This window comes from Streptomyces sp. NPDC018833, from assembly GCF_044390825.1.
Lineage (GTDB): Bacteria > Actinomycetota > Actinomycetes > Streptomycetales > Streptomycetaceae > Streptomyces.
Genome location: NZ_JBIRZM010000002.1, coordinates 582,054 through 603,994, shown reverse-complemented (window position 1 = coordinate 603,994; position 21,941 = coordinate 582,054). Strand labels below are relative to the sequence as shown.

Here is a 21,941-nt window from a genome sequence, read left to right as displayed (position 1 = left end):
AAGGCAGCACGTTTGCGTGGGTTACGCGCTCGCGTCGGTGCCGTTCGCCTCCAGAGCTGCCCGGCCCGCCTCCAGGCGGGCCACCGGGATGCGGAAGGGCGAGCAGGAGACGTAGTCCAGTCCGGTGTCGTGGAAGAAGTGGACCGAGGCGGGGTCGCCTCCGTGCTCTCCGCACACGCCGATCTTCAGGTCCGGTCGGGCTGCCCGGCCCTCCTCGACCGCTATCCGCACCAGCCGGCCGACGCCTTCGCGGTCGATCGTCTCGAACGGGGAGACGGGGAAGATGCCCTTGTCGAGGTACGCGGAGAAGAACGCGGCCTCGACGTCGTCGCGGGAGAAGCCCCAGGTCGTCTGCGTCAGGTCGTTCGTGCCGAAGGAGAAGAACTCCGCCTCCGTCGCGATCCGGCCCGCGGTGAGAGCGGCCCTGGGCAGTTCGATCATGGTTCCGACCGGGCAGGCGATGTCGACGCCCGTCTCTTCCGAGACCTGTACGAGGACCCGGTCCACCTCCTCCCGTACAAGGTGGAGTTCCTCGACCGCGTCCACCAGCGGGACCATGATCTCTGCCCGGGGGTAGCCGCCCGCCCGCTTGCGCGCGACGACGGCCTCTGCGAGCGCTCGTACCTGCATGGTCACCAGCCCCGGAACGACGAGCCCCAGGCGTACGCCGCGCAGGCCGAGCATCGGGTTCTCCTCGTGCATGCGTGTGACGGCCGCCAGAAGTTCGGTGTCGTGCGGGTCGGGTGGCGTACCGAGGGCTTCGCCGCGTGCGAGACGGACGGCGAGTTCCGTACGGTCCGGCAGGAACTCGTGCAGCGGTGGGTCGAGCAGCCGGACGGTGACCGGCAGTCCGTCCATCGCTTCGAGGATGCCGGTGAAGTCCTGCCTCTGGAGTGGCAGCAGCGCGGCGAGTGCCGCCTCTCGTTCGGTGTCGCCGTCCGCGAGGATCATTGCCTCGACGAGGGGGCGCCGGTCGCCGAGGAACATGTGCTCGGTGCGGCACAGGCCGATTCCCTGGGCGCCGAAGCGGCGGGCGCGGGCCGCGTCCTCGGGGGTGTCGGCGTTCGCCCGCACCTCCAGGCGCCGCACGGCGTCCGCCCGCCGCATGAGCCGGTGGACGTCACGTACCGGCGGCCGGGCCGTGCCGTCGGCCGGCGGCACGCCGCCCTCGTCGAAGTACCGCATGACCTCGGAGTCGACCAGGGGTACGGAGCCGAGGCGCACCACGCCTTCCGACCCGTCGACGGAGACGACCGTGCCTTCGGGAACGGTCACGTCACCGGCGGTGAAGCGCCGCTGGCGCGTGTCCACGGTGATGTCCTCCGCCCCGCACACGCACACCTTGCCCATGCCGCGTGCGACGACCGCGGCGTGGCTGGTCTTTCCGCCCCGGCTGGTGAGCACCGCCTGGGCGGCGACCATGCCCGGCAGGTCGTCGGGCGTCGTCTCCTGCCGTACGAGCACGACCTTCTCGCCGGCGGCCGCTCTGCGGACCGCTTCCGCGGAGTCGAACACAACGGCTCCCACGGCCGCTCCCGGAGAGGCGGGCACGCCGCGCGCGACGACCTCGCTCGTGTCCGTGGTGGCGAAGCGGGGGAACATAAGCCGTGCGAGCGCCTCGCCGCTGACCCGGCCCAGCGCCTCATGCTCGCTGATGAGTCCTTCGTCGGCGAGCTGGGAGGCGATGGTGAAGGCGGCCTGGGCGGTGCGCTTGCCGACGCGGGTCTGGAGCATCCACAGTTTGCCGCGTTCGATGGTGAACTCGATGTCGCACAGGTCGCGGTAGTGGGCCTCCAGTTGGTCCATGTAGCCGCGCAGCCGCGTGAAGGACGTGGGGTCGAGGCCGGCCAGTTCCTGGAGGGGCACGGTGTTGCGGATGCCGGAGACGACGTCCTCGCCCTGGGCGTTGGGCAGGTAGTCGCCGTAGACGCCTGGCCGGCCGGTGGCCGGATCGCGGGTGAAGGCGACGCCGCTGCCGGAGTCCGGGCCGAGATTGCCGAACACCATGGTCTGGACGGTGACGGCGGTGCCCAGGTCGTCGGGGATGTGCTCGCGGCGGCGGTAGAGGCGTGCGCGCTCGCTGTTCCAGGAGGTGAAGACGGCGAGGACCGCCCGCCGCAGTTGCTCGGCCGGATCCTGCGGGAACTCCTCGCCGGTCTTCTCCTGGATCAGGTCCTTGAAGGTCTCGACGAGCCGGATGAGGTCGCAGGTGTCCAGATGTGTGTCGTCGCTGCGGTGGTGCTGCTCCTTGACGGCGGCGAGCGCGTTCTCGAAGTGGGAGCTGTCCACGCCCATGACCGTACTGCCGAACATCTGCACAAGGCGCCGGTAGGAGTCCCAGGCGAAGCGTTCGCGCTCGGGTGTCTTGGCCAGGCCCAAGACCGAGCGGTCGTTCAGGCCGATGTCGAGGATGGTCTCCATCATGCCCGGCATCGAGAACTTCGCCCCCGAGCGGACAGACAGCAGCAGCGGGTCGTCCACCTGCCCCAGCCGCTTTCCCGACGCCCGCTCCAGCGCCGCGAGATACTCGCCGATCTGCCGGTCGAGGTCGACCGGAGGCCGGGCCGTGGTGAGGAAGATCCGACAGGCTTCGGTGGTGACGATGAAGCCGGGCGGGACAGACAGGCCCATACGCGCCATCTCCGCCAGGTTCGCGCCCTTGCCTCCCAGGAGCTCGACCATGTCCCGGCCGCCCTCGGAGAAGTCGTACACATAGTTGGCCATGGCTGCTCGCCTGTCTCTTCGGTGGGTTCCGGGTCCCCAGGAGCGGGGCGGGCATGCGGGCCCGTGGTCAGGAGCGGCCGGTCCGCTCAGTCATGCGGCACCACTGCCACGGGAGCCAGGGAGTGGTGGATGACGGCATGGGTGACGGCCCCTATGTGGGTGCCGATCCGCGCGCGCCGGTTCTTGCGGCCCACTACGACCAGCCGGGCGTCGCGTGACGCCTCCGCGAGGTCCTGCGCCGGCCTGCCCTGGTGGCATTCACGGACGACGGAAACGCCCGGGTATTTCTCCGTCCACGGGGCCAGCGCCTCGTCGAGCGCCACGCTCGCGTCCTGGGCGATCTCCGACATGAGCAGCGGCAGGGCGCCGCCCATGTCCGGCCCGTGGACCGCCGGAACGGCCCAGGTATGCAGCACCCGCAGAGCACAGCCGTACCGGTCGGCCACGGCGAAGCCGAAGGCGAGCACCTCGTCAGCGGGTGCGGACACGTCCAGGCCGACCACGACCTCCCCCGCCGGACCGTCCTCCCCGGCCGCCGGGCGGTTGTGCGGGCGGAGCAGTACGACGGGGCGTTGGATGCGGGCGAGCACGGCCAGCGACACGGACCCGGCGAGGAAACCGGCCAGACCACCCAGGCCACGGGAGCCGAGCACCAGCACCTCCGCCTCGTCGCCCGCGACGCACAACTCCTCCACCGGGTCACCCGACACCCACTCCGTCTCGACATCGAGGCCGGGGTGACGCCGGCACAGTCGCCTCTGCGCCGTACCGAGCGCCCGTTCACCCCATCCCCGGGCCGTTGCCGGGTCCACCAGGCGCGTACGCGGGTCGTCGTCCTTGCTCCAGACATGGAGCAGCCGCAGCGGTACCGCGCGGCGGAGTGCCTCCTCGGCAGCCCAGTCCACTGCGGCGAGGCATTCACGGGATCCGTCGACGCCGACGGTGACGGTGCGGGACATGAACGGCTCCTTGAGAAAGCGGGGAAGGGCCTGCACCCCTACAGTGGCCTCCCCGTGACACGCCGCAGAGGGGCCACAAGTCCCGGCCACGGGACCTGTAGGCCCCACAGCACCGCGCATGGCCGGGCGCCGGACAGGCGTAGTGACCGAACGGCCGGGACGTAGGGCCAAGTGGCCCTCTGCCGGCAGTGCCTGCCTCGCTGATGCTGGGGAAGAGAAGAAAGGGCCGGCCTGGACGGCCGTGCCCGCCGGAGCATATGGAGGCAGCCCCCATGACCCGCGCTATCACTGTTGGAGTGGACGGATCAGCGGAAAGCCTGGCAGCGGCCGACTGGGCGGCAAGCGAAGCCGAACTCCGCAAGGTACCGCTGCGCATCGTCCACGCCTGGCTGTGGCAGCCGCTGGACGTACCCGTCGTCCAGGACAAGGAGACCCAGGCCAAGTCCGCCAACGCCGTGCTGCGTGAAGCCGAAACGCGCGTCGCCGGACTGCATCCGGACCTGACCGTCACTGCTGAAGTGGTGCAGGACACGGCAGTCGCCGCACTGCTCCGTGAGGCGGACCGGTCCGACATGCTGGTGCTCGGTTCACGCGGGCACGGCGCCCTGATGGGCTTCCTGCTGGGCTCGTACGGGCAGCAGGTGATCGCCTCCGCGACACGGCCCGTGGTGTCCGTCCGTGCCCGAGAGGGGAAGAGGCCTTCGGCGGAGGGCGGCGAGGTCGTCGTGGGTCAGCAGGGTACGCCCGAGGACTGCGACGCGGTGCTCGGGTTCGCCTTCGAGGCCGCGGCCGCACGCGGCGCAGCCCTTCGGGCGGTACGGGCCTGGAGCCTGCCACCCGTCTATGCCTACAGCCCCGGTTCGATGCGCCTGGCCGACGACGCCGGAGGGCTGGAGCCGTTCGAGAAGAAGGCACTTTCGGAGGCACTCGCCCCGTGGCGCGCACGGTACCCCGACGTGCCGGTCGTCGAGCATGTCGAGATCGGCAGCGGAGGGCAGGTGCTGCTGTCGGCCGCATCAGGCGCGCAGTTGCTCGTGGTCGGCCGCAGGGCACGCCACGCGCCCGTCGGTACCCGCATCGGGTCCGTCGCCCACGCCGCGCTGCACCACGCCCCCTGCCCCGTCGCCGTCGTGCCACACGCCTGACGACCTCGCCCAGCGTTGGGGACAGTCCCGGCTGTCCCCAACGCGGAGCAGCTCCTTCGTACGCACAGGTGCGGTGACGTCCGGGATGCGCGTGGCTCGGCTTACCTCTCTCGCAGACACGCTGAAGCAGCCCGTGCAGACACGCTGAAGCAGCCCGTGATCGGCATCCCGGAAGGACGCCGAGCACGGGCTGCTCAGCCGGTGTGCGTGCGCGTGAACCTGTGCTCAGGTCCTCGGGCGGCCTTCGCGCCCCGTCGCCGAGCCGCCCTGCTCGTCCTGGGCGGCCAGGGCCTGGGTGGCGATGACGGCGGCCTGTACCCGCCGTTCGACGCCCAGCTTGGCCAGCAGCCGGGAGATGTTGTTCTTGACAGTCTTCTCCGCCAGGTAGAGCCGCTTGCCGATCTCACGGTTCGTCAAGCCTTCCCCGACCAGGGCGAGGATTTCGCGCTCCCGCTCCGTCAGGCCGGGCAGGCCCTGCGGTTGCTCTTCCTTGGGAGCTCCGCCGCGCAGCCGGGCCATGACCCGTGCCGTGGCGCCGGGATCCAGCATGGACTGACCCGAGGCGACCGTACGCACGGCGTTGACCAGGTCGGTGCCGGTGATCTGTTTGAGAACGTAGCCGGACGCGCCGGCCATGATCGCGTCGAGAAGCGCCTCCTCGTCGTCGAACGACGTCAGCATCAGGCAGGCGAGGTCGGGCATGCGGGAGCGCAGCTCCCGGCAGACGCTCACGCCGTCCCCGTCCGGCAGACGCACATCCAGGACGGCGACCTGCGGGCGCAGGGCGGGCACACGGACGAGGGCCTGCTCGGCCGTGCCCGCCTCGCCGACCACGGTCAGATCGGGTTCGGCGTCCAGAAGATCGTGCACACCGCGGCGCACCACCTCGTGGTCGTCGAGAAGGAAGACCCTGAGCGGTTCCTTCTCGGTGAGGCCGCCGCTGCTGTCCGTCATTACACACTCCGTGTTCGCCGAGTTCTTCCGCCACAGGCGGATCCATCTGCATCGTGCCGCGCGAGCCGGGCCGACAGCCAGGGCCGGATGGCCCTGATACGCAGCCGCACCCCATACATGCTGGTGCCCAAGGCCGCCAGATCCCATGCGATCACTGCGGCTCCGCAACCGTACGGACGGGGAGCGCCGCGCGGCGGCAGAGGCGGCATCGGCTCGAATCCGGGTCGGCGCCCTTCGGCGAGGCGCCGCCGGCGTGGGACCTTCGGCCCCGCGCGGAGGGACCCGCGGACCTGCTGCCTGAGCGCGCGTTCCGGTGGACTGACAAGCGCCGGCACAGTCGGTGCAATCAGGGCCCCGGGCCTTGCCTGAACACAGAGAGGCTGCCGCCATGACGATGACCAAGATCAGCCTGACCAAGGCCTCGCCGGACCAGAGGACGGTGGCCGTCGCCCTGTCCGGGGAGCTCGATCTCCACACCGTTGCACGCATCGAGCCGGCGTTGACCCAGCTCACCCGGGACGCGGAGCGTGAACTGACGCTCGACCTGACGGATGTCACCTTCTGTGACAGCTCCGGCGTCGCGCTCTTCCTCCGCATGCACAAGCGCTGCCTGGCAGCCGGCGTGCGCCTGAGTCTGTCCGGCATCCAGCGGCTTCCCGCTCGCGTCATCCGTACTCTGGGCGTGGATCGCGCCCTGCCCTGTTCCTTCGCCTGACGACCGAAGAGGCGGAGCCATGCGGCGGGACGGCCTGAGTGCCGTGCCCGCATGAAAGGTCCGTTCGGCCCTATTGCCGCCGGTCAATCGCAGGGGACGCTGGCTGAAGGCACGTAGTGCCCCAGAACCAAGCCGGAGCAGAAGGTGGGCACGATGAAGGACGAAGCCACGCATCGAACGGTGGATGACCACCGTGAGGCGGTGGCGCCCCGGCGTATGGCACAGCTCGACCGCGCCGAGGCGCTGCGCCTGCTCGGCACCGTCTCCCTGGGGCGCATCGTCTTCACCCAGCACGCTCTGCCGGCCGTCCGCCCCGTCAACCACCTCATGGACGGCGACGACATCATCGTCCAGCTCCACGACGGCGCGACGCTCGCCTCCATCGTGGCCCCCAGCAATGCCACAGGCGTCGTAGTGGCCTACGAGGCGGACGTCATCGACCCCGACACGCACATCGGGTGGAGCGTAGTGGTCACCGGGTACGCCCACCGGGTCACCGATACCGGCGAACTCGCGCGCTTCGCCACCCGCCTGCGCCCGTGGATCGACCACCCCGCCATGAACGCCGCGCTGCGCATCCGGCCCGACCTGGTCACGGGCCTGCAGCTCACTACATAGCGCGCCGACCGGGAAAGGCGAAGCGGGCTCTGAGCGCAACGCCGGCGTGGGGCCGGGCCCAGGTATGACGACCGATTGGCACGTGCGGCGGGGTCACAGGTGATGACCGGCGTCCTGCAACGGCGGTGTCACGGGCCGTCATTCAGCAAGGCCGGCGGTGAGGGGCGCCCGCCACACGAGCTGGCTGCCGCCCTCGTCCGGGCGCTCGATCTGCAAGGTGCCGCCCACGCTGCGTGCCCGGTCCGCGAGGTTGCTCAGGCCGCTGCGCCGGCCGTCAGTGGGGATTCCCCTGCCGTTGTCCGTCACGGTGAGGACGACTTCGTCGGAGATGGCTTGCAGGGCGACCTCGACCCGGGTGGCGTGCGCGTGGCGGGCGGCGTTGCTCAGCATTTCGGTGAGGGCCGCCATGACGTGATCTGCCACCTGCGGCGGCACGTCCGTGTCGAGCAGGCCTTCCATGCTCAGGCGGGGCGGGAACCCGAGCGTCGTCGCGGTTTCGCCCACCGCGCGGGCCACGCGTGCCCTCAGGCTCGGTCCCGTGTCCTCCTCGCGGGCGCGCAGGCCGAAGATCGTGGAGCGGATGATCTTGATGGTTTCGTCGAGGTCCCCGACGGCGCGCGAGACGCGTTCGGCGGCGCCCTCGTGCTGGACGAGCCGTGCGGCGCTCTGCAGGGTCATACCGGTCGCGAACAGCCGCTGGATAGCCAGGTCATGCAGGTCGCGGGCGATGCGGTCGCGGTCTTCCAGGAGCGCGAGCTGCTCGGTGTCGCTGCGGCGTTGGGCCAGTTCCAGAGCGATCGCGGCCTGCGCCGCGAAGGAGAGCAGCGGCTGGAGTTCACCGTCGGTGAAGACGGGATCGGCCTGGCGACGGGCGAGCAGCAGGACGCCCCGGGTGTCCTTGGCGGCGGTGCCCAGGGGGGCGGCGACCGCCGGACCCAGACCCTCGAAGCGGCGGGGCCCGGCGGTGTACCGGTCGTCCTCCGCGAGGCCGGCCGTGGTCACGGGTGCACCGGCTTTGTAGGCGGCGCCGGACAGTGTTCCCTCGACGGGGACGACCAGGCCACGGCGGCTGTCGCCGTCGGCGCCGAGGGCCAGCTCCACGACAAGGTCGTCCGTCCCCGTGACCGGCACGGACACGTCGGCGAGCGCCGCCCCCGTGATCTCCTGGGCGCGCCGGGCGATCAGCTCCAGGACCTCCAGCCGCGGGCTGCCGGACAGCAGGCTGTTGGTGATCTCCGCGTTCGCCTGCAGCCAGCGCTGCTGCCTCTGTGAGGCCTCGTAGAGCCGGGCGTTGTCGATGGCGACACCGGCAGCGACGGACAGGGTGGAGATCACCGATTCGTCTTCGGCGTCGAAGTCGGCACCGCCGCGCTTGTCGGTCAGGTAGAGGTTGCCGAACACCTCGTCGCGTACGCGGATCGGGACGCCCAGGAACGTGCGCATGGGCGGATGGTGGGGAGGAAATCCGTAGGACGCTTCGTGTGCGCTCAGGTCGGTGAGCCTCAGGGGCTCAGGATGGCGGATGAGCTCTCCCAGGATCCCGTGTCCCGCGGGCAGTGGACCGATTCTGGTGATCTCCTCGTCCGTCAGCCCGTAGGTGAGGAACTGCGACAGGGTCCGCCCGTCGGGGCCGATCACCCCGAGGGCTCCGTACTGGGCGTCGACCAGGAGCGCAGCGGCTTCCACGATGCGCCGCAGCACCTGGGAGAGGTCCAGCTCGCGCCCCACCGAGACGACCGCCTCCAGCAGGCTGTGCACCCGGTCCCGGGTGCCGCGGGCCGCGTTGATACGCGCCTGAAGCTCCTCCAGCAGCTCATCGAGCCGCATCTGAGGCATCCGCGACAACGGCTCCTCCACACCCACTGGGCCTCCCGCACCTCGATCACCCGCCGTACACGGACAGAGTATCGGCCCGTGCGGGTGACCCTCCGGTCAGACGGAGGGCAATGGCCGGGGCCCGGCGTAGTAGGCCGTGCGCATGATGTTCTCCATGTCATCCAGCATCGGCATGCGCGGGTTGGCCGGGGCGCACTGGTCCTCGTAGGCGTTCAGTGCTTGCTGCCGCAGCGCGCCGATGAAGGCGGCCTCGTCAATCCCCAGGGCCCGGAAGGACGGTTCGATGCCCACGGCGTCCCGCAGGCGCTCCACCGCGGCGGCGCACGAGGCCACGCCCTCGGCGGGGGCGGAAGCCGGCAGCCCGAGGGCACGGGCGAGGTCCTGGAAGCGCTCGGGCGCCCGGTAGCTCTCGTATTTCGGCCATCCCGTCAGCTTGGCGGGAACGGTGCCGTTGTAACGGATCACGTGCGGCAGAAGGATCGCGTTGGTCCGCCCGTGGGCGATGTGGAAGGTGGCGCCCAGGGTGTGGGACATCGCGTGGACGATGCCGAGGAAGGCGTTGCCGAAGGCCATGCCGGCGATGGTTCCCGCGTTGTGCATCTTCTCCCGGGCCAGGGTCCGCCGTGCGTCCTGACCGGTGACAGCCGCTTCCAGGTTCTCGAAGATCAGCTTGATGGCGTGCAGCGCCAGACCGTCGGTGAAGTCGTTGGCGTAGACGGAGACATACGCCTCGATGGCGTGCGTGAGGGGGTCGAAGCCACTGTCGGCGGCGAGGGACGCGGGCAGGTCGGCGGTGAGGACGGGGTCGACGATCGCAACGCTGGGGGTCAAGGCGTAATCGGCCAGCGGGTACTTCTTGCCGGTCGCCGGGTCCGAGATCACCGCGAAGGGGGTGACCTCGGCGCCGGTGCCCGAGGTGGTGGGGACGCAGACCAGGCGGGCCCGCTTGCCGAGCACGGGGAAGCGGAAGGCGCGCTTGCGGATGTCGGAGAACTTCTGCCGCATGTCGGCGAAGTCGATGTCCGGCTGCTCGTACAGCAGCCACATCACCTTCGCCGCGTCCATGGGAGAGCCGCCGCCGAGGGCGATGATGGTGTCCGGCCGGAAGTCGCGCATGAGGGAGGCACCGCGCTGTACGGAGTCGATGCTCGGCTCCGGTTCGACGTCGTCGATGACCTGGATGGTGACGGGCCGTTCCCGCTGTTGCAGGACGCGGGTGACGCGCTCGACGTAACCGAGCCGGGTCATGGTGGCGTCGGTGACCACGGTGACGCGGTGGATCTCGGACATCGATGCCAGGTAGCGGATGGCCTGCGGCTCGAAGTAGATCTTCGGCGGCACCTTGAACCACTGCAGGTTGTTCTGCCGGGTGGTGATGCGCTTGATGTTGAGCAGTTGGGCGGCGGAGACGTTGTCGGAGACCGAGGTGCTGCCCCAGGAGCCGCAGCCCAGAGTCAGGGACGGCAGCAGGCGATTGTAGATGCCGCCGATCGCTCCTTGCGACGAGGGGGAGTTGACGATGACGCGTACGGTCTTCATGCGGCGGCCGTAGCGTTCGGCGAGAGCCGGGTCGCCGGTGTGGATCACGGCGCTGTGTCCCTGTCCGTGGAAGGCGACCATGTCCGCGGCGAGGTCGAAGCCCTTCTCGGTCGAGCCGGCCCTCAGCACGGTCAGGACCGGACAGAGCTTCTCCCGCGTCAGCGGCTCGTCGGGCCCGACGCGGCTCGCCTCGGCCAGGATGAGCGACGTGTCGGCGGGGACGGTGAACCCGGCCTGGTCGGCGATCCAGGCGGGGTTCTGCCCGACGGCGGCCGGATTGACGCGGCCCTGTAGGCCGGCCGGGTCAGGCGGGAAGAGGTAGGTCTCCAGCTTGCGCTTCTCCTCGGCCGTCGCTACGTACGCATGCAGGCGCCGGAACTCGGCGAGGGCCTCGCCGTACACGTCGGTGTCGAGGATGACCGCCTGTTCGGAGGCGCAGATCATGCCGTTGTCGAAGGACTTGGACAGCACCAGGTCGTTGACCGCCCGGCGCAGATCCGCGCTGTGGTGCACGTAGGCGGGCACGTTGCCGGCGCCGACGCCGACGGCGGGCTTCCCGGCCGAGTAGGCGGCCTTGACCATGGCGTTTCCGCCGGTCGCGAGGATCAGCGCCACCTCGGGGTGGTGCATGAGCAGGCCAGTGGCCTCGATCGAGGGGACCTCGATCCACTGCACGCAGTGCTCAGGGGCGCCCGCCGCGACGGCGGCGTCCCGCACGATGCGCGCAGCCTCGGAACTGCACACCTGCGCGGAGGGGTGGAAGGCGAAGACGACGGGGTTGCGCGTCTTCAGGGCGAGCAGCGCCTTGAAGATGGTCGTTGACGTCGGATTGGTGACGGGGGTGACCGCGCAGAGCACCCCGACCGGTTCGGCGATCTCGATGATGCCCTCGATGTCGTCGCGCCTGATGACGCCGACTGTTTTCGCCTGGGACATGCTGTGGGTGACGTGCTCGCAGACGAACATGTTCTTCGCGGCCTTGTCCTCGAAGACGCCGCGACCGGTCTCCTCCATCGCCAGCCGCGCCAGGACGGTGTGCTGGTCCAGGGCGGCCACCGACGCCTTGGCGACGATGCGGTCGACCTGCTCCTGCGTGAAGGACTCGAAGTCGGCGAGCGCCTTGACCGCGTTGTCCACCAGGACGTCCACGGCGATGCGCGTGTCCGAAGGAGCGCTGTCGGGGGTGGTGCGCGGGTCACTGGTCACCCGAGTCATGAAGATCTCCATGGATAGTGGGGGCATCGTGGGCATCGGGCGGGCCGCCGGAATGGCTGCCCGCCCTGTCACCTACAGCCTTGCGCCGGGCGTGCTCGTCCCGAAGGTCCCGAAGGTCCCGGGAAGGGGCCCGTTGGTCTCCGCCGGCGTTCAGGCGTTCCTGCGGTCCCACCGTGCGGCCACTTGCGCCCATTGCCGGCCCCATTGCGCACTGCGGCGACGTTCACAGTGCCGCCGGACGAGCCGGTGGACGGCGAGCACGACGAATCCGACGCTCACCGTGACAGCGAGTGCGGCCACCGCGGCGTCGAACCGCGCGGCGGCCTGCCCGAGCGGCGCGGAAACCACCGCCCCGTCCTCTCCCGTCCACACCGAGACACGCTCCCCGCGCTCCATATGGCTTCCGGCCGGCACCCGGCCGGTGCGTGTCGTACCGTCAGGGGCGGCCCACCGGGCCGTGGCACGGGTGCGGGAGCTGCCTTTTGCCACGGGTGTGGCGTCCTGCACCAGCACGGCTTCAGTGAGGCGGCGCTCGGCCCGCTGCTGGGACCGGGCATCCAGCACGGCGTCCCATGCCACCGCGCCGCCGAGAGGCGCGCCGATGAACCCGATCGCCCCCAGGGCCAGGATGATCCAACCCTCCACGAGGTACGAGCGGCGGCGCAGACGGTTGCGCCGCCACCGCCACAGCCTCACCCTCCTGACCCTCACCGTCTCCCCTGCCCCAACTGCGGGGCGCCGGTTGCTCATCGGGCACCGAGCAGAGCGGCGACGTACTCGGTCAGGTCGACGAGGCGGTTGGTGTAGCCCCACTCGTTGTCGTACCAGCCGAAGACCTTGACCAGATCCCCGTGCGCCTGCGTCAGCGGGGCGTCCACGACGCACGAGGCGGGGTCGCCGATGATGTCGCGGGAGACGATCGGGGCGTGACTCACCCGCAGGATGCCCTTCAGCGGTCCTTCCTCGGCCTCCCGGAACGCGTCGTTGACGTCCTGTGCCGAAACCTGCTGCTCCAGCACCAGGCTGAGGTCGGTCAGCGAGCCGTCCTCGACCGGTACGCGCACGGCGATGCCGTCCAGGGTGCCCGCGAGTTCGGGGAGCACCAGCCCGACGGCCCGGGCGGCGCCGGTGCTGGTCGGGATGATGTTCACCGCGGCCGTACGGCCGCGGCGCAGGTCCTTGTGCGGGCCGTCGAGCACGACCTGGTCGTTGGTGTAGCCGTGGATGGTGGTCATGAAGCCCTTGACGATCCCGAAGCGCTCGTTGAGGACCATCACCATCGGGGCCACGCAGTTGGTTGTGCAGGACGCGTTGGAGACCACGTGGTCCAGCCGCGGGTCATAGGTGTACTGGTTGACTCCCATGACGATGGTGGCATCAACGCCCTTGCCGGGCACGGAGAGCAGCACCTTGCGCGCTCCAGCCTTCAGGTGCCGGCCGGCGTCCTCCTTCGTGCGGAAGCGGCCGGTGGCCTCGATGACCACATCCACGCCGAGGGCGTCCCACCGCAGGTCGGCAGGGTCGCGCCGGGACGTGACCGCGATGCGGTGACCGTCCACCGTGATGGACTCGTCGTCGTACTCGACGGCGCGGTGCAGCCGGCCGTAGGTGGAGTCGTAGGTCAGCAGATTGGCCAGCGCCGCCGGAGAGGCGAGGTCGTTGACAGCCACCACGTGCACCGGGATGTCACTGCCTGCCTCCGCGCGTTCCATGACGCAGCGCAGATAGTTCCGCCCGATGCGCCCGAAGCCGTTGATTCCTATGCGTACGGTCATCTCCGCCAGCCCTCCCGGTACGTGCCGATGCGAGTCATGCCAGCCTCTGCGCTCTGCCATGCCGGAGGCAGGGGTCGAAGGGGAAGGCCTCGGGGCCGTTGGGCCCTCTTCTTCCGGGGACCGCAGGGCCCGGCCTCTTGCGGGCTGAGTGGCCCGCCGTATGGGTCCTGACCGGATCTGTCCCCTGTCCGCGTCTCGCACCACGCTGGTAGCAACGACAAGCATGAGGAGCAGGCCATGAAGCCAGCAGTGGTGAAGGCCCTCGGAGAGCCGCTGGTAATCGAGGAGCGTCCCGATCCCGTACCCGGCCCCGGGCAGGTACGCGTCCGTGCGTGCCACACGGACGTCCATGCGGCGCACGGTGACCGGCCGGTCAATCCGCCGTTCGTCCCCGGACACGAGGGGGCGGTATCGTCGAGGAGCTCGGCGACGGGTTCACGCACCTCGCGGTCGGGCAGCGCGTAGCGGTGCCGTGGCTGGGCTGGGCCTGCGGGCGCTGTGAGCACTTCCTGTCCGGCTGGGAGACGCTGTGCGAGCAGCAGGTCAACACCGGCTACGGCGTGGACGGCGGGTACGCCGAAAGGATGCTCGCTCACCCCGGCTTCGCGCAGCCGGTCCCGGACGACATCGACCCGCGTGAGGCGGCACCGCTGACGTGCGCGGGGGTAACCACATGCAAGGCCCTGAAGGTTGTCGGAATCGGGCCGGCCGACCTCGTGGCGATCTCCGACATCGGCGGGCTCGGGCACCTGGCCGTGCGGTACGCGAAGATCGCGGGCGCCGCGGTGGCCGCGATCGACGTCTCCGAAGGGGAGCTCCGGCTCGCCGCCGGCGTGGGCGCGGACATCCTCATCGACGCCCGCAAGGAAGAACCGGCCGCGGTGCTCCAGCGCCACGGCGGCGCCCATGCGTCCTCGCCTGGCGGTGAACGAGGAGACCTTCGCGACAGCGCTCGCCTGCCTGCGCCGTGGCGGCAAGCTGGTCATGGTCGACCTTCCCACGGACGGGAGGTCCTCATTTTCTTCACCGTGCTGGGCGGAACGTCCGTCATCGGCTCGATCGTCGGCACATGCCAGGACCTGGCCGAAGTCTTGTATCTGCACGCCGCCGGCCGAACCCGCGTGATCTGCGAGACCCGACCGCTGTCCTTCGTCAACGAATGCATCGACGACGTACCCAAGAGCCACGTCAAGGCCCGTGCGCTGTCTTCGATTTGTGAGGCTGCCGTCCGGATCTCCCGTGCGGCACTCTCCCCAGCTCGGGCGACGCCGAGAAGGGGTCAGCCGGGATCCTCCTTTGATTCACCCGGGGCGAAGACCAGGCGGTCGCCATGGGCGGCGGGCAAGAACCTCGCGAACGACTGGAGATGAGAACTGTGGTCAGGTACCGGACTGTGAGCGAAGTGATGACCGGCGAGGTGGTCCAGGCGCACCCGGACACCTCCCTCAATGAATTGGCCCGACTGCTCACCTCGCACCGCATCAGCGGCCTGCCGGTGGTGGATGACGACGACAAGGTCATGGGCGTGGTCTCCCAGACGGACCTGACAAGGCGTCATCAAACTCAGGGCCAGGACGGGTCTCGTCGGAGCCAACTGCTCCGGATACTGGGCCGGATGGTCCGCGCGCACCCCGCGGCGCCCCGTCCGACGGCCGGTGAGCTGATGTCCAGTCCGGCGGTCACCGTGCATCCCGAACTGCGCGTGGTCGATGCGGCGCGCATCATGGAACGCCGCCACATCGACCGGCTGCCGGTGGTGGACGAGGAAGACCGCCTCATCGGAATCACCACACGCCGCGATCTCCTGCGAGTCTTCCTGCGGACCGACGAGGAAATCCGCTCAGACGTGGCCGGCGCTGCCGCCTCCCACGGACCGGCTCACAGCGCGGACCGGATCCATATAGATGTCCGGGAGGGAATGGTCACCCTCGAGGGCTCGGCCGGTCCCGCCGTGGATACGTCGGTGCTGATCCGAGCGGCATGGCGGGTGGAGGGCGTGGTGGGTGTGGTGAACCGGCTGACGGCGGCCCGCGAAGGCGACCGCACACCGTCAGGTCGGATGCCACCGCGGTCTTCCACCGACTGACTGCCCGACGGCCTTGGGGTGGGCAGTACGAACGACGGAGGGCGGTCGGCCGGTGGGCTGCACCCGGATTCGCCTCGCCATTCCCATGCCGAATGCCGACCCGCAGCGCCCGAATGCACCGGCCGGCTCATTGCTGACCGGCCGACGGACGCCGGCCTGGAAGCTACGCGAGCACGGAGGACCAGTCACTGGCTTGGGACATGGGATTGCCCGACGCCGTCGAGTACCGTCCGGCAACACGATCCTGCCGACTCCGGTGGCGCGGCGGACCGAACCCCGTGGCACCACAGGGCGTTTGCCCCGGCGTCGTCGTGCGGGTCGCGCCGGGTCACGGCTCGGGCGCACGGTCCCTTCGAGACCCGGAGTCCGGGGCCGTACGTGCGTCGACTCAAGCCACCCTGACAGGCGCACGAGGGTAAGGATGGGCCACGCATGCTGCTCGTTTTGAACACCGGCCAACACGGACCAGTGCCTCGTCACGTCCTGAGCCCGTCCGGGCGCTGTGGGCCGAACGGCCTTTGCGAATGTCCGGAGGTCCCCTGCGCATGCGTGACGCGGGTACCGGTGGCACTTCGGCGGGGGCCCGGACGGCTCTGCCCGAGACGGTCGGCGGCCGACAGGCTGAGAGCGATCAAGGAGGAGTTCCCATGAGCGGTCTCAAGACCAGCCAGGCAGTCGAGGTCCAGGTGCGAAACCGAGGGCAGGTGCCGAATGGCGCGGACGCCTACGCCCGGCAGAAGGTGCTCGCGGCGATCAGCCAAGTGAGCGAACCGGTGCAGGCCGCGAAAGTGAAGCTCACGCAAGCCGTCAGCACTTCGGCGGGGCGTCCGGCCACGGCTCAGGCCATGGTGGACGTCAACGGGCGTCCGGTACGGGCCCACGTGGCCGCGAGCACCATGTTCGAGGCGGTCGACCTCCTGCAGGAGCGCCTGACCGCCCGGCTCGCCCGGGCACGGCGGCACGGGGCGCGCGGACTCCACAGCGGCGGCTCGGACGAACGGGCATGGTGGGACAGCCCGGGCCGGCAACACCGTCCGCACCGCCATCAGCTCCCGGCCGAGGAGCGCCGCATAGTACGGCACAAGTCGTTCAGTCTCGCCCGGCAGACGCCCGAGGACGCCGTGATCGACCTCGAAGCCATGGACTACGACTTCTGGGTCTTCACGGACCTGGCCTCCGGTTACGACAGCGTGGTCTTCCGGGACCCCCGCACCGGCTGGCACCGCATGGCATCGCTGGGGCCCTTGGGCCGGGAACGGGAACATGACGGGGTGTTCAGTGTGAGCACGGTGCCCGTGCCCACAAGCACCGTGGCCGAGGCCGTTCGGTGGTTGCGCCTCACCGGGCTGCCCTTCGTCTTCTTCCAGGACACGGCAACCGGCCGAGGCAGCGTGCTCTACCACCGCTACGACGGCCATGACGGACTGATCGCTCCGGCCCTGTAGTACCCGCCCCCAGGGGGCCACACCGACCGCTTCTGCCTCACATGGAGCGGCGGCCGGTCGGACGGCCTGTTGGGACCGGCCCATCACCGCGGTCACGTACCGCGCTTCGGCAGCCGGTCCCATCCTCGGCTCCGATCCGCCGCCGCTCCTCACCCCGCCCAGTGGAGGAAACCATGTCACAACGTACTGTCATCACCGCTGTGGACGGCTCGGCCGAGTCGCTGGCCGCAGCGGCGTGGGCCGCCCGAGAGGCACGGCTACGCGGCCTGCCCCTGCATGTCCTCCATGCCTGGCAGGACTGGTCGCCGGCCTTCGCCCACGCCCCATTCACGGGGACGGACACCACGCCCGGCGGAACGACCGTCACACAGCACTGGGCCGAGCGCATCCCGCGTGACGTGGTCGATCGGCTGCGGGAGACCCACCCCGGCCTGCACGTCAGCGTCGAGCAGGTGTTCGGCCGCCCCGCCGAGGTGTTGCTCTCCGCGGCGAAGAAGGCCGAGGTCCTGGTCGTGGGATCGCGAGGGCTCGGCACCCTGGGTGGCTTCCTGGCCGGATCGGTGTCCTTGCCGGTCATCGCGCAGGCCGAGTGCCCGGTCGTCGTGGTACGAGCCGGCGAGCGAGCCGAGGACGAGCTGCGGCCCGGGCCCGGAGACAACGGGACCGACCAGGGGCAGTACCTCGATGTGGTGCTCGGCCTCGACCTCACCCGGCCGTGCGACGAGTTGCTCGCCTACGCCTTCGAGGCCGCCGCTGCGCGCGCGGCTACTCTGCGGGTCGTCCACGGATGGAACGCGCCGCTCGCCGTCGGATACGCCCCCGCAGCCGTCGATCCCTGCCACGGTGTCGCCATGGGACTCCGTGAAGCCAGTGCGCTCACGGACGCGCTGCGGCCGTGGCGTGGCAAGTTCCCGGATGTCGAGGTCACTGAGCAGTGCGTGGTCGGCCGGGCCGCGGACCACCTCGTGGACGCCTCCGAGGACGCCTCGCTGCTGGTCACGGGACGGCGTATACGCCGCGCGGTGATGGGCACGCACATCGGCCCGGTCACACATGCGGTGCTGCACCACGCCAAGGCACCCGTGGCGGTTGTCCCACACCTCTGACCGTCCGGTCGGCGCCGCCGACGTGACCGAGTCATCGCCGTGGCCAGATGCGGCCGCTTCCACGAGGCAGCGGCCGCACCGCCCCGGCTCTTGTGCGCGCAACGGGCGCCGGAGTATTGGGCGGTGCCCTCCGACACCTGGTGCTGAGCTCCTGGGCCGTTGCGTCCGTGAGGTCCGAGGCCACCCCGCGTCTGCGTGATCGCCCCCCGACGGGCTCACGTCAGGGCCTCCCCTGAGGCGGTCAGGCCGACTCTGCTCAGCGAGCAGTTGCCTGCCGGACCGAGCGGTCCGCCCGGCGACGCCCACGTCATCGTGCCGTGGCGGCAGCCCTGGTGGCAGATCTGCCCCTCGCTCTCAATGCCCTCGTCGCCCATAGCTGACGAGGGCGTTGGCGTCGTGCATACGCGGAGGGTCCCCGGGTGTACGCCCCGGGGACCCTCCGCGACTGCAGGGAGGGCGGCGGCCCGTCCGACCGTCCGACCGTCCGTCCGTCCGTCCGTCCGTCCGCGGGAGGCTGGGACACCGGCGGCGGGCGCGGATCTCCGACCGGCGGAACCGACCGAGCCCGTCCGGGCTTCACCGGGCTTCGCGGTCCGAGCCGGTGACCGCGTCGGGACGGATGGGTCTACGGGGCACCGCCGTCCCGCGTTCGGTGGCCGGGCTCACGACGTCTTGTCGGAGTGGGAGGTGCCGCCGTACATGCTCGTGGCGGCGACCAGGGCGAGCATCCCGACCGCCATCATGATCAGCCCGACCAGTGGGCGGTCGGCGCCGTCCCACTGCCAGTCCACGGCGAACACCAGAATCGCGCCGAGACCGATCGATGTGATGGCTCCGATGGCCAGCAGTCCGGGCATGGGGCCCACCTCCTTGAGCGGCTGATGGGCACCCTGCCCCCTGCCGGCTTTCACTGTCCCGGATCAACTGCTGACCACCCAGGGGCCTGTTGGCCCGTCCGGCGAGCCATGAGGCCCCCACATCGCACAAGACACAGCGGTGGGCCGGCGGACCGAGTGGCTCGGGCCGCCGGCCATGGACACGCGACCGGACTCAGCGCACGGCCGCACCGAGCACGAGGAAGCCGGCCACCGCCACCAGCAGGGCGCCCATCAGTGGAGCCATGAAGCGCAGGTACTGGTCGTATCGGACCTTGGCCAGGGCGAGGCCGCCCATGACGACGGCTGAGGTGGGCGTGATGAGGTTCACCCATCCGGAAGCCGACTGGTACGCGGTCACCACCAGGGCGCGGCTGACTCCGGCGAAGTCGGCCAGCGGGGCGAGGATCGGCATGGCGAGGGCGGCGTGGCCGGACGAGGAAGGGACGAAGAAGGCCAGGGGGAGGTTCGCCATGAACATCAAGACGGCGAACACCCCGGAGGATGTGCCGGACACTGCACTCTGCAGAGCGTCGAGGATCGTGTCGGTGACACTGGCGTTGTTCATGATGACCGTGACTCCCCGCGCCAGCATGACAATCATCGCCGCTCCGATGAAGTCGCCCGCCCCGGCGGTGATTGCGTTCCCAGTCTTCTTCTCCCCCAGGCCGCCGATCAATCCGACGAGGACAGCGGCGACGACGAACAGGGCGGCGAGTTCGGGGAAGTACCACCCGAGTGTGGGCAGGAAGGTGACGTACAGATCGGACCAGGGGACCACGGCGAAAATCATGAACAGGAAGGTGGCTGCGAAGAGGCACAGGACGGTGCGCTGTTGGCTCGTGAGCTTCACCGCGTCGCTGCCCTCGTCCTTGATACGGAGGTCGTCCTCAGTCAGTGGAGTCAGCGAGCGTGCGGCGTCGTCGGTGATGCGGCGGGCGTAGCGCACGACGTATGCCGCTGCCAGCGCTGTCAGACAAGCCCACATCGCCATCCGCAGGACGATGCCGTCTCCCGTGCCGATGCCGGCACTGTCGGACGCCACTCCGGTGGCGAAGGGGTTGACGGTCGATGCGAGGGTTCCCACCCCGGCGCCCACCATGATGACCGTCGCGGCGACCATCCGGTCGTACCCCAGGCCCAGTATCAGAGGGATCATGAGCCCGTAGAAGCCGAGGGTCTCTTCGGCCATGCCATAGGTGGTCCCACCGAGGGAGAACACCGTCAGAAGAACGACGAGGAGCAGGGTCCTGCGGTGGTGCAGACGCTGCGCGAGCCGTGCCACTCCCGCGGTGAGTGCGCCGGTGCGCATGGTGACGGTGATGAACGCGCCCCCCGCCAGGATGAAGAGGAACACTCCAGCGGCACCCGCGAAGGAACCGGTCCCCCCAGGCGTGGTGATGCCGGTCTCGGCGTCGGTGACCCCGTACAGACCGTTGACCGGTGAAAGGAACAGATCCTTGAGCCGGTCCCAGAAGCCGGTGGCCGGCTCTACGGGGTGGTAGGTGCCCGGGAGGGGGCTGCCGTCCTTGGTGTCGTAGCGCCCGGCGGGAATGGCGAAGGTCAGGGCCCATACCGCCACGGTGAGCGCGATCAGGACGGTAAAGGCCGAGGGAAAGCGGAACTGCCGCTGCGAGCCCTTGGGCGCGTCGGGGTCGGCTCCCGCACCAGCCGGCTGGGGGGATGTGGGCGCGCTGTCGGTGGTCATGTCAGGTCCTGTGATCCGTCGTGGCCGGCGGCGCGGTAGCGGCCGCTGGGTGTGACGACGGTGCCTGCGGCGCCGTCGAGGATGGCTTGGGCGTGTTCGAGGGAGCCGATGGCCGCCATGCCGCCGGTGAGCTCTACGAACCGGCACACGGCGTCGACCTTGGGCCCCATGGATCCGGCCGGGAACTGCTGGGCTCTGAGCGCTGCGGGCGTGGTCCGTCCGATGGGTTCGGCGTCGGGCGTGCCGTAGCCGAGGGAGACGTAGGGAACGTCGGTGAGCAGCAGGAGCACATCGGCGTCGAGCGCCTCGGCCAGGAGCGCGGCGGTGAGGTCCTTGTCCACTACGGCTTCGACGCCGGTCAGTTGCCCCTGTTCGTCCCGGATCACCGGTACGCCGCCGCCTCCGGCGCACACGGCCACCGCACCCGAGTTCAGCAGCAGTCGGATCAGCCGGGTCTCGACGACGCGTTGTGGGCGAGGGGAGGGTACGACGCGTCGCCAGTGGGTGCCGTCCTGCTTGACGGTCCAGCCGCGTTCGGTGGCCAGTCGCTCGGCTTCGGCCCGGCCGTAGACGGGGCCCACGAACTTGACCGGGTCGGCGAAGGCGGGGTCGGCCGCGGAGACGAGGGTCTGGTTGAGCAGGGCGCAGACCTGGCGTTCCGGCAAGGCGTTCTGCAGGGATTGGAGGAGCCAGTATCCGATCATGCCCTGGGTCTCCGCGCCGAGGACGTCGAAGGGATAGGGACCGCTCAAGGTGTGGTCGGCAGCGCTTTGCAGGGCGAGTACGCCGACCTGGGGCCCGTTGCCGTGGGTGATGACGAGCTGGTGCTCGTGTGCGAGGGGAGCCAGGGCGGACACGGCGGCGCGAATGTTGGCGAGCTGCACGGCGGCGTCCGGCCTTTCCTCGCGGCGGAGCAGGACGTTGCCGCCCAGTGCGACGACTACACGCATGGTGTGTTCTCCGGGGTGGAGGGGATGCCGGGTCAGTCGCCGAGGGTGGCGAGCGGCGCGACACAGGGACGTGCGGCCGACCGGGCGTCCGCTGGGGGGACGCCTCGGGAAGCACTTGAACTCTGTCACTCGCGTCCCATCGCGCCCTGGCCGCAACAGTCCCCTGGTGGCGGTCCGGCCGGCACCCGCGGTACGGACCCGTTCGGTCGGCAGTCAGGGCCCTTCGGCCCTGCCGCGCAGCGATCGGGGATCGTCTGCGGGGCGCGGGGCGCGGGGCGCGGGGCGCGGGGC

General features: G+C 70.2%; 17 protein-coding genes. 7 read left to right on the top strand and 10 right to left on the bottom strand.

The window, feature by feature from the left end:
- Positions 1 to 21 precede the first annotated feature (21 nt).
- Together ppdK and ACH5AF_RS06555 are read right to left on the bottom strand one after the other, a co-directional pair.
- On the bottom strand, positions 22 to 2,724 hold the full coding sequence (gene ppdK / locus ACH5AF_RS06560) for a pyruvate, phosphate dikinase (RefSeq protein ID WP_398900312.1): 2,703 nt from the start codon (positions 2,722 to 2,724) through the stop codon (positions 22 to 24).
- Positions 2,725 to 2,810: 86 nt separating this feature from the next.
- Entirely contained in the window at positions 2,811 to 3,683 is an 873-nt protein-coding gene (locus ACH5AF_RS06555) for a universal stress protein (protein WP_398900311.1), read from the bottom strand.
- A 272-nt stretch (positions 3,684 to 3,955) separates the two neighbouring features.
- On the opposite strand from ACH5AF_RS06555, the gene ACH5AF_RS06550 reads away from it, so the two are divergent.
- Positions 3,956 to 4,828 carry a universal stress protein gene (locus ACH5AF_RS06550; protein ID WP_398900310.1) on the top strand — a complete coding sequence of 291 codons (873 nt, stop codon included), beginning with the start codon at positions 3,956 to 3,958 and terminating at the stop codon, positions 4,826 to 4,828.
- Between the two features lie 225 nt (positions 4,829 to 5,053).
- Here the strand turns inward: ACH5AF_RS06550 and ACH5AF_RS06545 are convergent, their stop codons facing one another.
- Positions 5,054 to 5,782, bottom strand: a complete 729-nt coding sequence (locus ACH5AF_RS06545) for a response regulator (RefSeq protein ID WP_398900309.1) — start codon at positions 5,780 to 5,782, stop codon at positions 5,054 to 5,056.
- A 388-nt stretch (positions 5,783 to 6,170) separates the two neighbouring features.
- Here ACH5AF_RS06545 and ACH5AF_RS06540 point away from each other — a divergent pair, with 388 nt between their 5' ends.
- Both ACH5AF_RS06540 and ACH5AF_RS06535 read left to right on the top strand, forming a co-directional pair.
- Entirely contained in the window at positions 6,171 to 6,497 is a 327-nt protein-coding gene (locus ACH5AF_RS06540) for an STAS domain-containing protein (RefSeq protein ID WP_398900308.1), read from the top strand.
- Between the two features lie 153 nt (positions 6,498 to 6,650).
- Positions 6,651 to 7,115, top strand: coding sequence for a pyridoxamine 5'-phosphate oxidase family protein (locus tag ACH5AF_RS06535; protein ID WP_398900307.1), 465 nt, complete (start codon positions 6,651 to 6,653; stop codon positions 7,113 to 7,115).
- A gap of 138 nt (positions 7,116 to 7,253) precedes the next feature.
- Here the strand turns inward: ACH5AF_RS06535 and ACH5AF_RS06530 are convergent, their stop codons facing one another.
- The 4 genes from ACH5AF_RS06530 to gap form a co-directional block, all read right to left on the bottom strand.
- On the bottom strand, positions 7,254 to 8,951 hold the full coding sequence (locus tag ACH5AF_RS06530; protein ID WP_398900306.1) for a GAF domain-containing protein: 1,698 nt from the start codon (positions 8,949 to 8,951) through the stop codon (positions 7,254 to 7,256).
- 96 nt (positions 8,952 to 9,047) lie between these two features.
- Positions 9,048 to 11,705, bottom strand: coding sequence for a bifunctional acetaldehyde-CoA/alcohol dehydrogenase (adhE, locus tag ACH5AF_RS06525; RefSeq protein WP_398900305.1), 2,658 nt, complete (start codon positions 11,703 to 11,705; stop codon positions 9,048 to 9,050).
- Between the two features lie 150 nt (positions 11,706 to 11,855).
- Entirely contained in the window at positions 11,856 to 12,401 is a 546-nt protein-coding gene (locus ACH5AF_RS06520) for a hypothetical protein (RefSeq protein WP_398900304.1), read from the bottom strand.
- A 50-nt stretch (positions 12,402 to 12,451) separates the two neighbouring features.
- The gene (gene gap, locus ACH5AF_RS06515; protein ID WP_398900303.1) at positions 12,452 to 13,480 is read right to left on the bottom strand and encodes a type I glyceraldehyde-3-phosphate dehydrogenase; all 1,029 of its coding nucleotides are present in this window, start codon (positions 13,478 to 13,480) and stop codon (positions 12,452 to 12,454) included.
- Between the two features lie 410 nt (positions 13,481 to 13,890).
- Here gap and ACH5AF_RS06510 point away from each other — a divergent pair, with 410 nt between their 5' ends.
- The 4 genes from ACH5AF_RS06510 (at position 13,891) to ACH5AF_RS06495 (ending at position 18,117) form a co-directional block, all read left to right on the top strand.
- Complete coding sequence (locus tag ACH5AF_RS06510; RefSeq protein ID WP_398900456.1) at positions 13,891 to 14,850, top strand: alcohol dehydrogenase catalytic domain-containing protein; 960 nt, start codon at positions 13,891 to 13,893, stop codon at positions 14,848 to 14,850.
- 23 nt (positions 14,851 to 14,873) lie between these two features.
- Positions 14,874 to 15,566 (top strand): CBS domain-containing protein, encoded by a 693-nt coding sequence (locus ACH5AF_RS06505; protein ID WP_398900302.1) that lies wholly within the window; start codon positions 14,874 to 14,876, stop codon positions 15,564 to 15,566.
- Between the two features lie 647 nt (positions 15,567 to 16,213).
- Positions 16,214 to 17,011 (top strand): sigma 54 modulation/S30EA ribosomal C-terminal domain-containing protein, encoded by a 798-nt coding sequence (locus ACH5AF_RS06500; protein ID WP_398900301.1) that lies wholly within the window; start codon positions 16,214 to 16,216, stop codon positions 17,009 to 17,011.
- A 173-nt stretch (positions 17,012 to 17,184) separates the two neighbouring features.
- Positions 17,185 to 18,117, top strand: a complete 933-nt coding sequence (locus ACH5AF_RS06495) for a universal stress protein (protein ID WP_398900300.1) — start codon at positions 17,185 to 17,187, stop codon at positions 18,115 to 18,117.
- Between the two features lie 662 nt (positions 18,118 to 18,779).
- Here ACH5AF_RS06495 and ACH5AF_RS06490 read toward each other — a convergent pair.
- From ACH5AF_RS06490 to ACH5AF_RS06480, 3 genes are all read right to left on the bottom strand, one after another.
- On the bottom strand, positions 18,780 to 18,974 hold the full coding sequence (locus tag ACH5AF_RS06490; protein ID WP_398900299.1) for a hypothetical protein: 195 nt from the start codon (positions 18,972 to 18,974) through the stop codon (positions 18,780 to 18,782).
- A 193-nt stretch (positions 18,975 to 19,167) separates the two neighbouring features.
- A complete protein-coding gene (locus tag ACH5AF_RS06485; RefSeq protein ID WP_398900298.1) occupies positions 19,168 to 20,700 on the bottom strand; it encodes a YfcC family protein in 1,533 nt (510 codons plus the stop codon).
- A complete protein-coding gene (locus ACH5AF_RS06480; protein WP_398900296.1) occupies positions 20,697 to 21,650 on the bottom strand; it encodes a carbamate kinase in 954 nt (317 codons plus the stop codon). The genes ACH5AF_RS06485 and ACH5AF_RS06480 overlap by 4 nt, the downstream gene beginning before the upstream one ends.
- Between the last annotated feature and the right edge of the window lie 291 nt (positions 21,651 to 21,941).

What these genes read in the sequence shown, in the direction of transcription:
- ACH5AF_RS06535 (WP_398900307.1), top strand. Translation starts at nt 6,651, where the DNA reads ATGAAGGACGAAGCCACGCATCGAACGGTGGATGACCACCGTGAGGCG.
- ACH5AF_RS06490 (WP_398900299.1), bottom strand. Translation starts at nt 18,974, where the DNA reads ATGCCCGGACTGCTGGCCATCGGAGCCATCACATCGATCGGTCTCGGC.
- ACH5AF_RS06495 (WP_398900300.1), top strand. Translation starts at nt 17,185, where the DNA reads ATGTCACAACGTACTGTCATCACCGCTGTGGACGGCTCGGCCGAGTCG.
- ACH5AF_RS06530 (WP_398900306.1), bottom strand. Translation starts at nt 8,951, where the DNA reads ATGCCTCAGATGCGGCTCGATGAGCTGCTGGAGGAGCTTCAGGCGCGT.
- ACH5AF_RS06550 (WP_398900310.1), top strand. Translation starts at nt 3,956, where the DNA reads ATGACCCGCGCTATCACTGTTGGAGTGGACGGATCAGCGGAAAGCCTG.
- ACH5AF_RS06545 (WP_398900309.1), bottom strand. Translation starts at nt 5,782, where the DNA reads ATGACGGACAGCAGCGGCGGCCTCACCGAGAAGGAACCGCTCAGGGTC.
- ACH5AF_RS06480 (WP_398900296.1), bottom strand. Translation starts at nt 21,650, where the DNA reads ATGCGTGTAGTCGTCGCACTGGGCGGCAACGTCCTGCTCCGCCGCGAG.
- gap (WP_398900303.1), bottom strand. Translation starts at nt 13,480, where the DNA reads ATGACCGTACGCATAGGAATCAACGGCTTCGGGCGCATCGGGCGGAAC.
- ACH5AF_RS06555 (WP_398900311.1), bottom strand. Translation starts at nt 3,683, where the DNA reads ATGTCCCGCACCGTCACCGTCGGCGTCGACGGATCCCGTGAATGCCTC.
- ACH5AF_RS06500 (WP_398900301.1), top strand. Translation starts at nt 16,214, where the DNA reads ATGAGCGGTCTCAAGACCAGCCAGGCAGTCGAGGTCCAGGTGCGAAAC.
- adhE (WP_398900305.1), bottom strand. Translation starts at nt 11,705, where the DNA reads ATGACTCGGGTGACCAGTGACCCGCGCACCACCCCCGACAGCGCTCCT.
- ACH5AF_RS06485 (WP_398900298.1), bottom strand. Translation starts at nt 20,700, where the DNA reads ATGACCACCGACAGCGCGCCCACATCCCCCCAGCCGGCTGGTGCGGGA.
- ppdK (WP_398900312.1), bottom strand. Translation starts at nt 2,724, where the DNA reads ATGGCCAACTATGTGTACGACTTCTCCGAGGGCGGCCGGGACATGGTC.
- ACH5AF_RS06540 (WP_398900308.1), top strand. Translation starts at nt 6,171, where the DNA reads ATGACGATGACCAAGATCAGCCTGACCAAGGCCTCGCCGGACCAGAGG.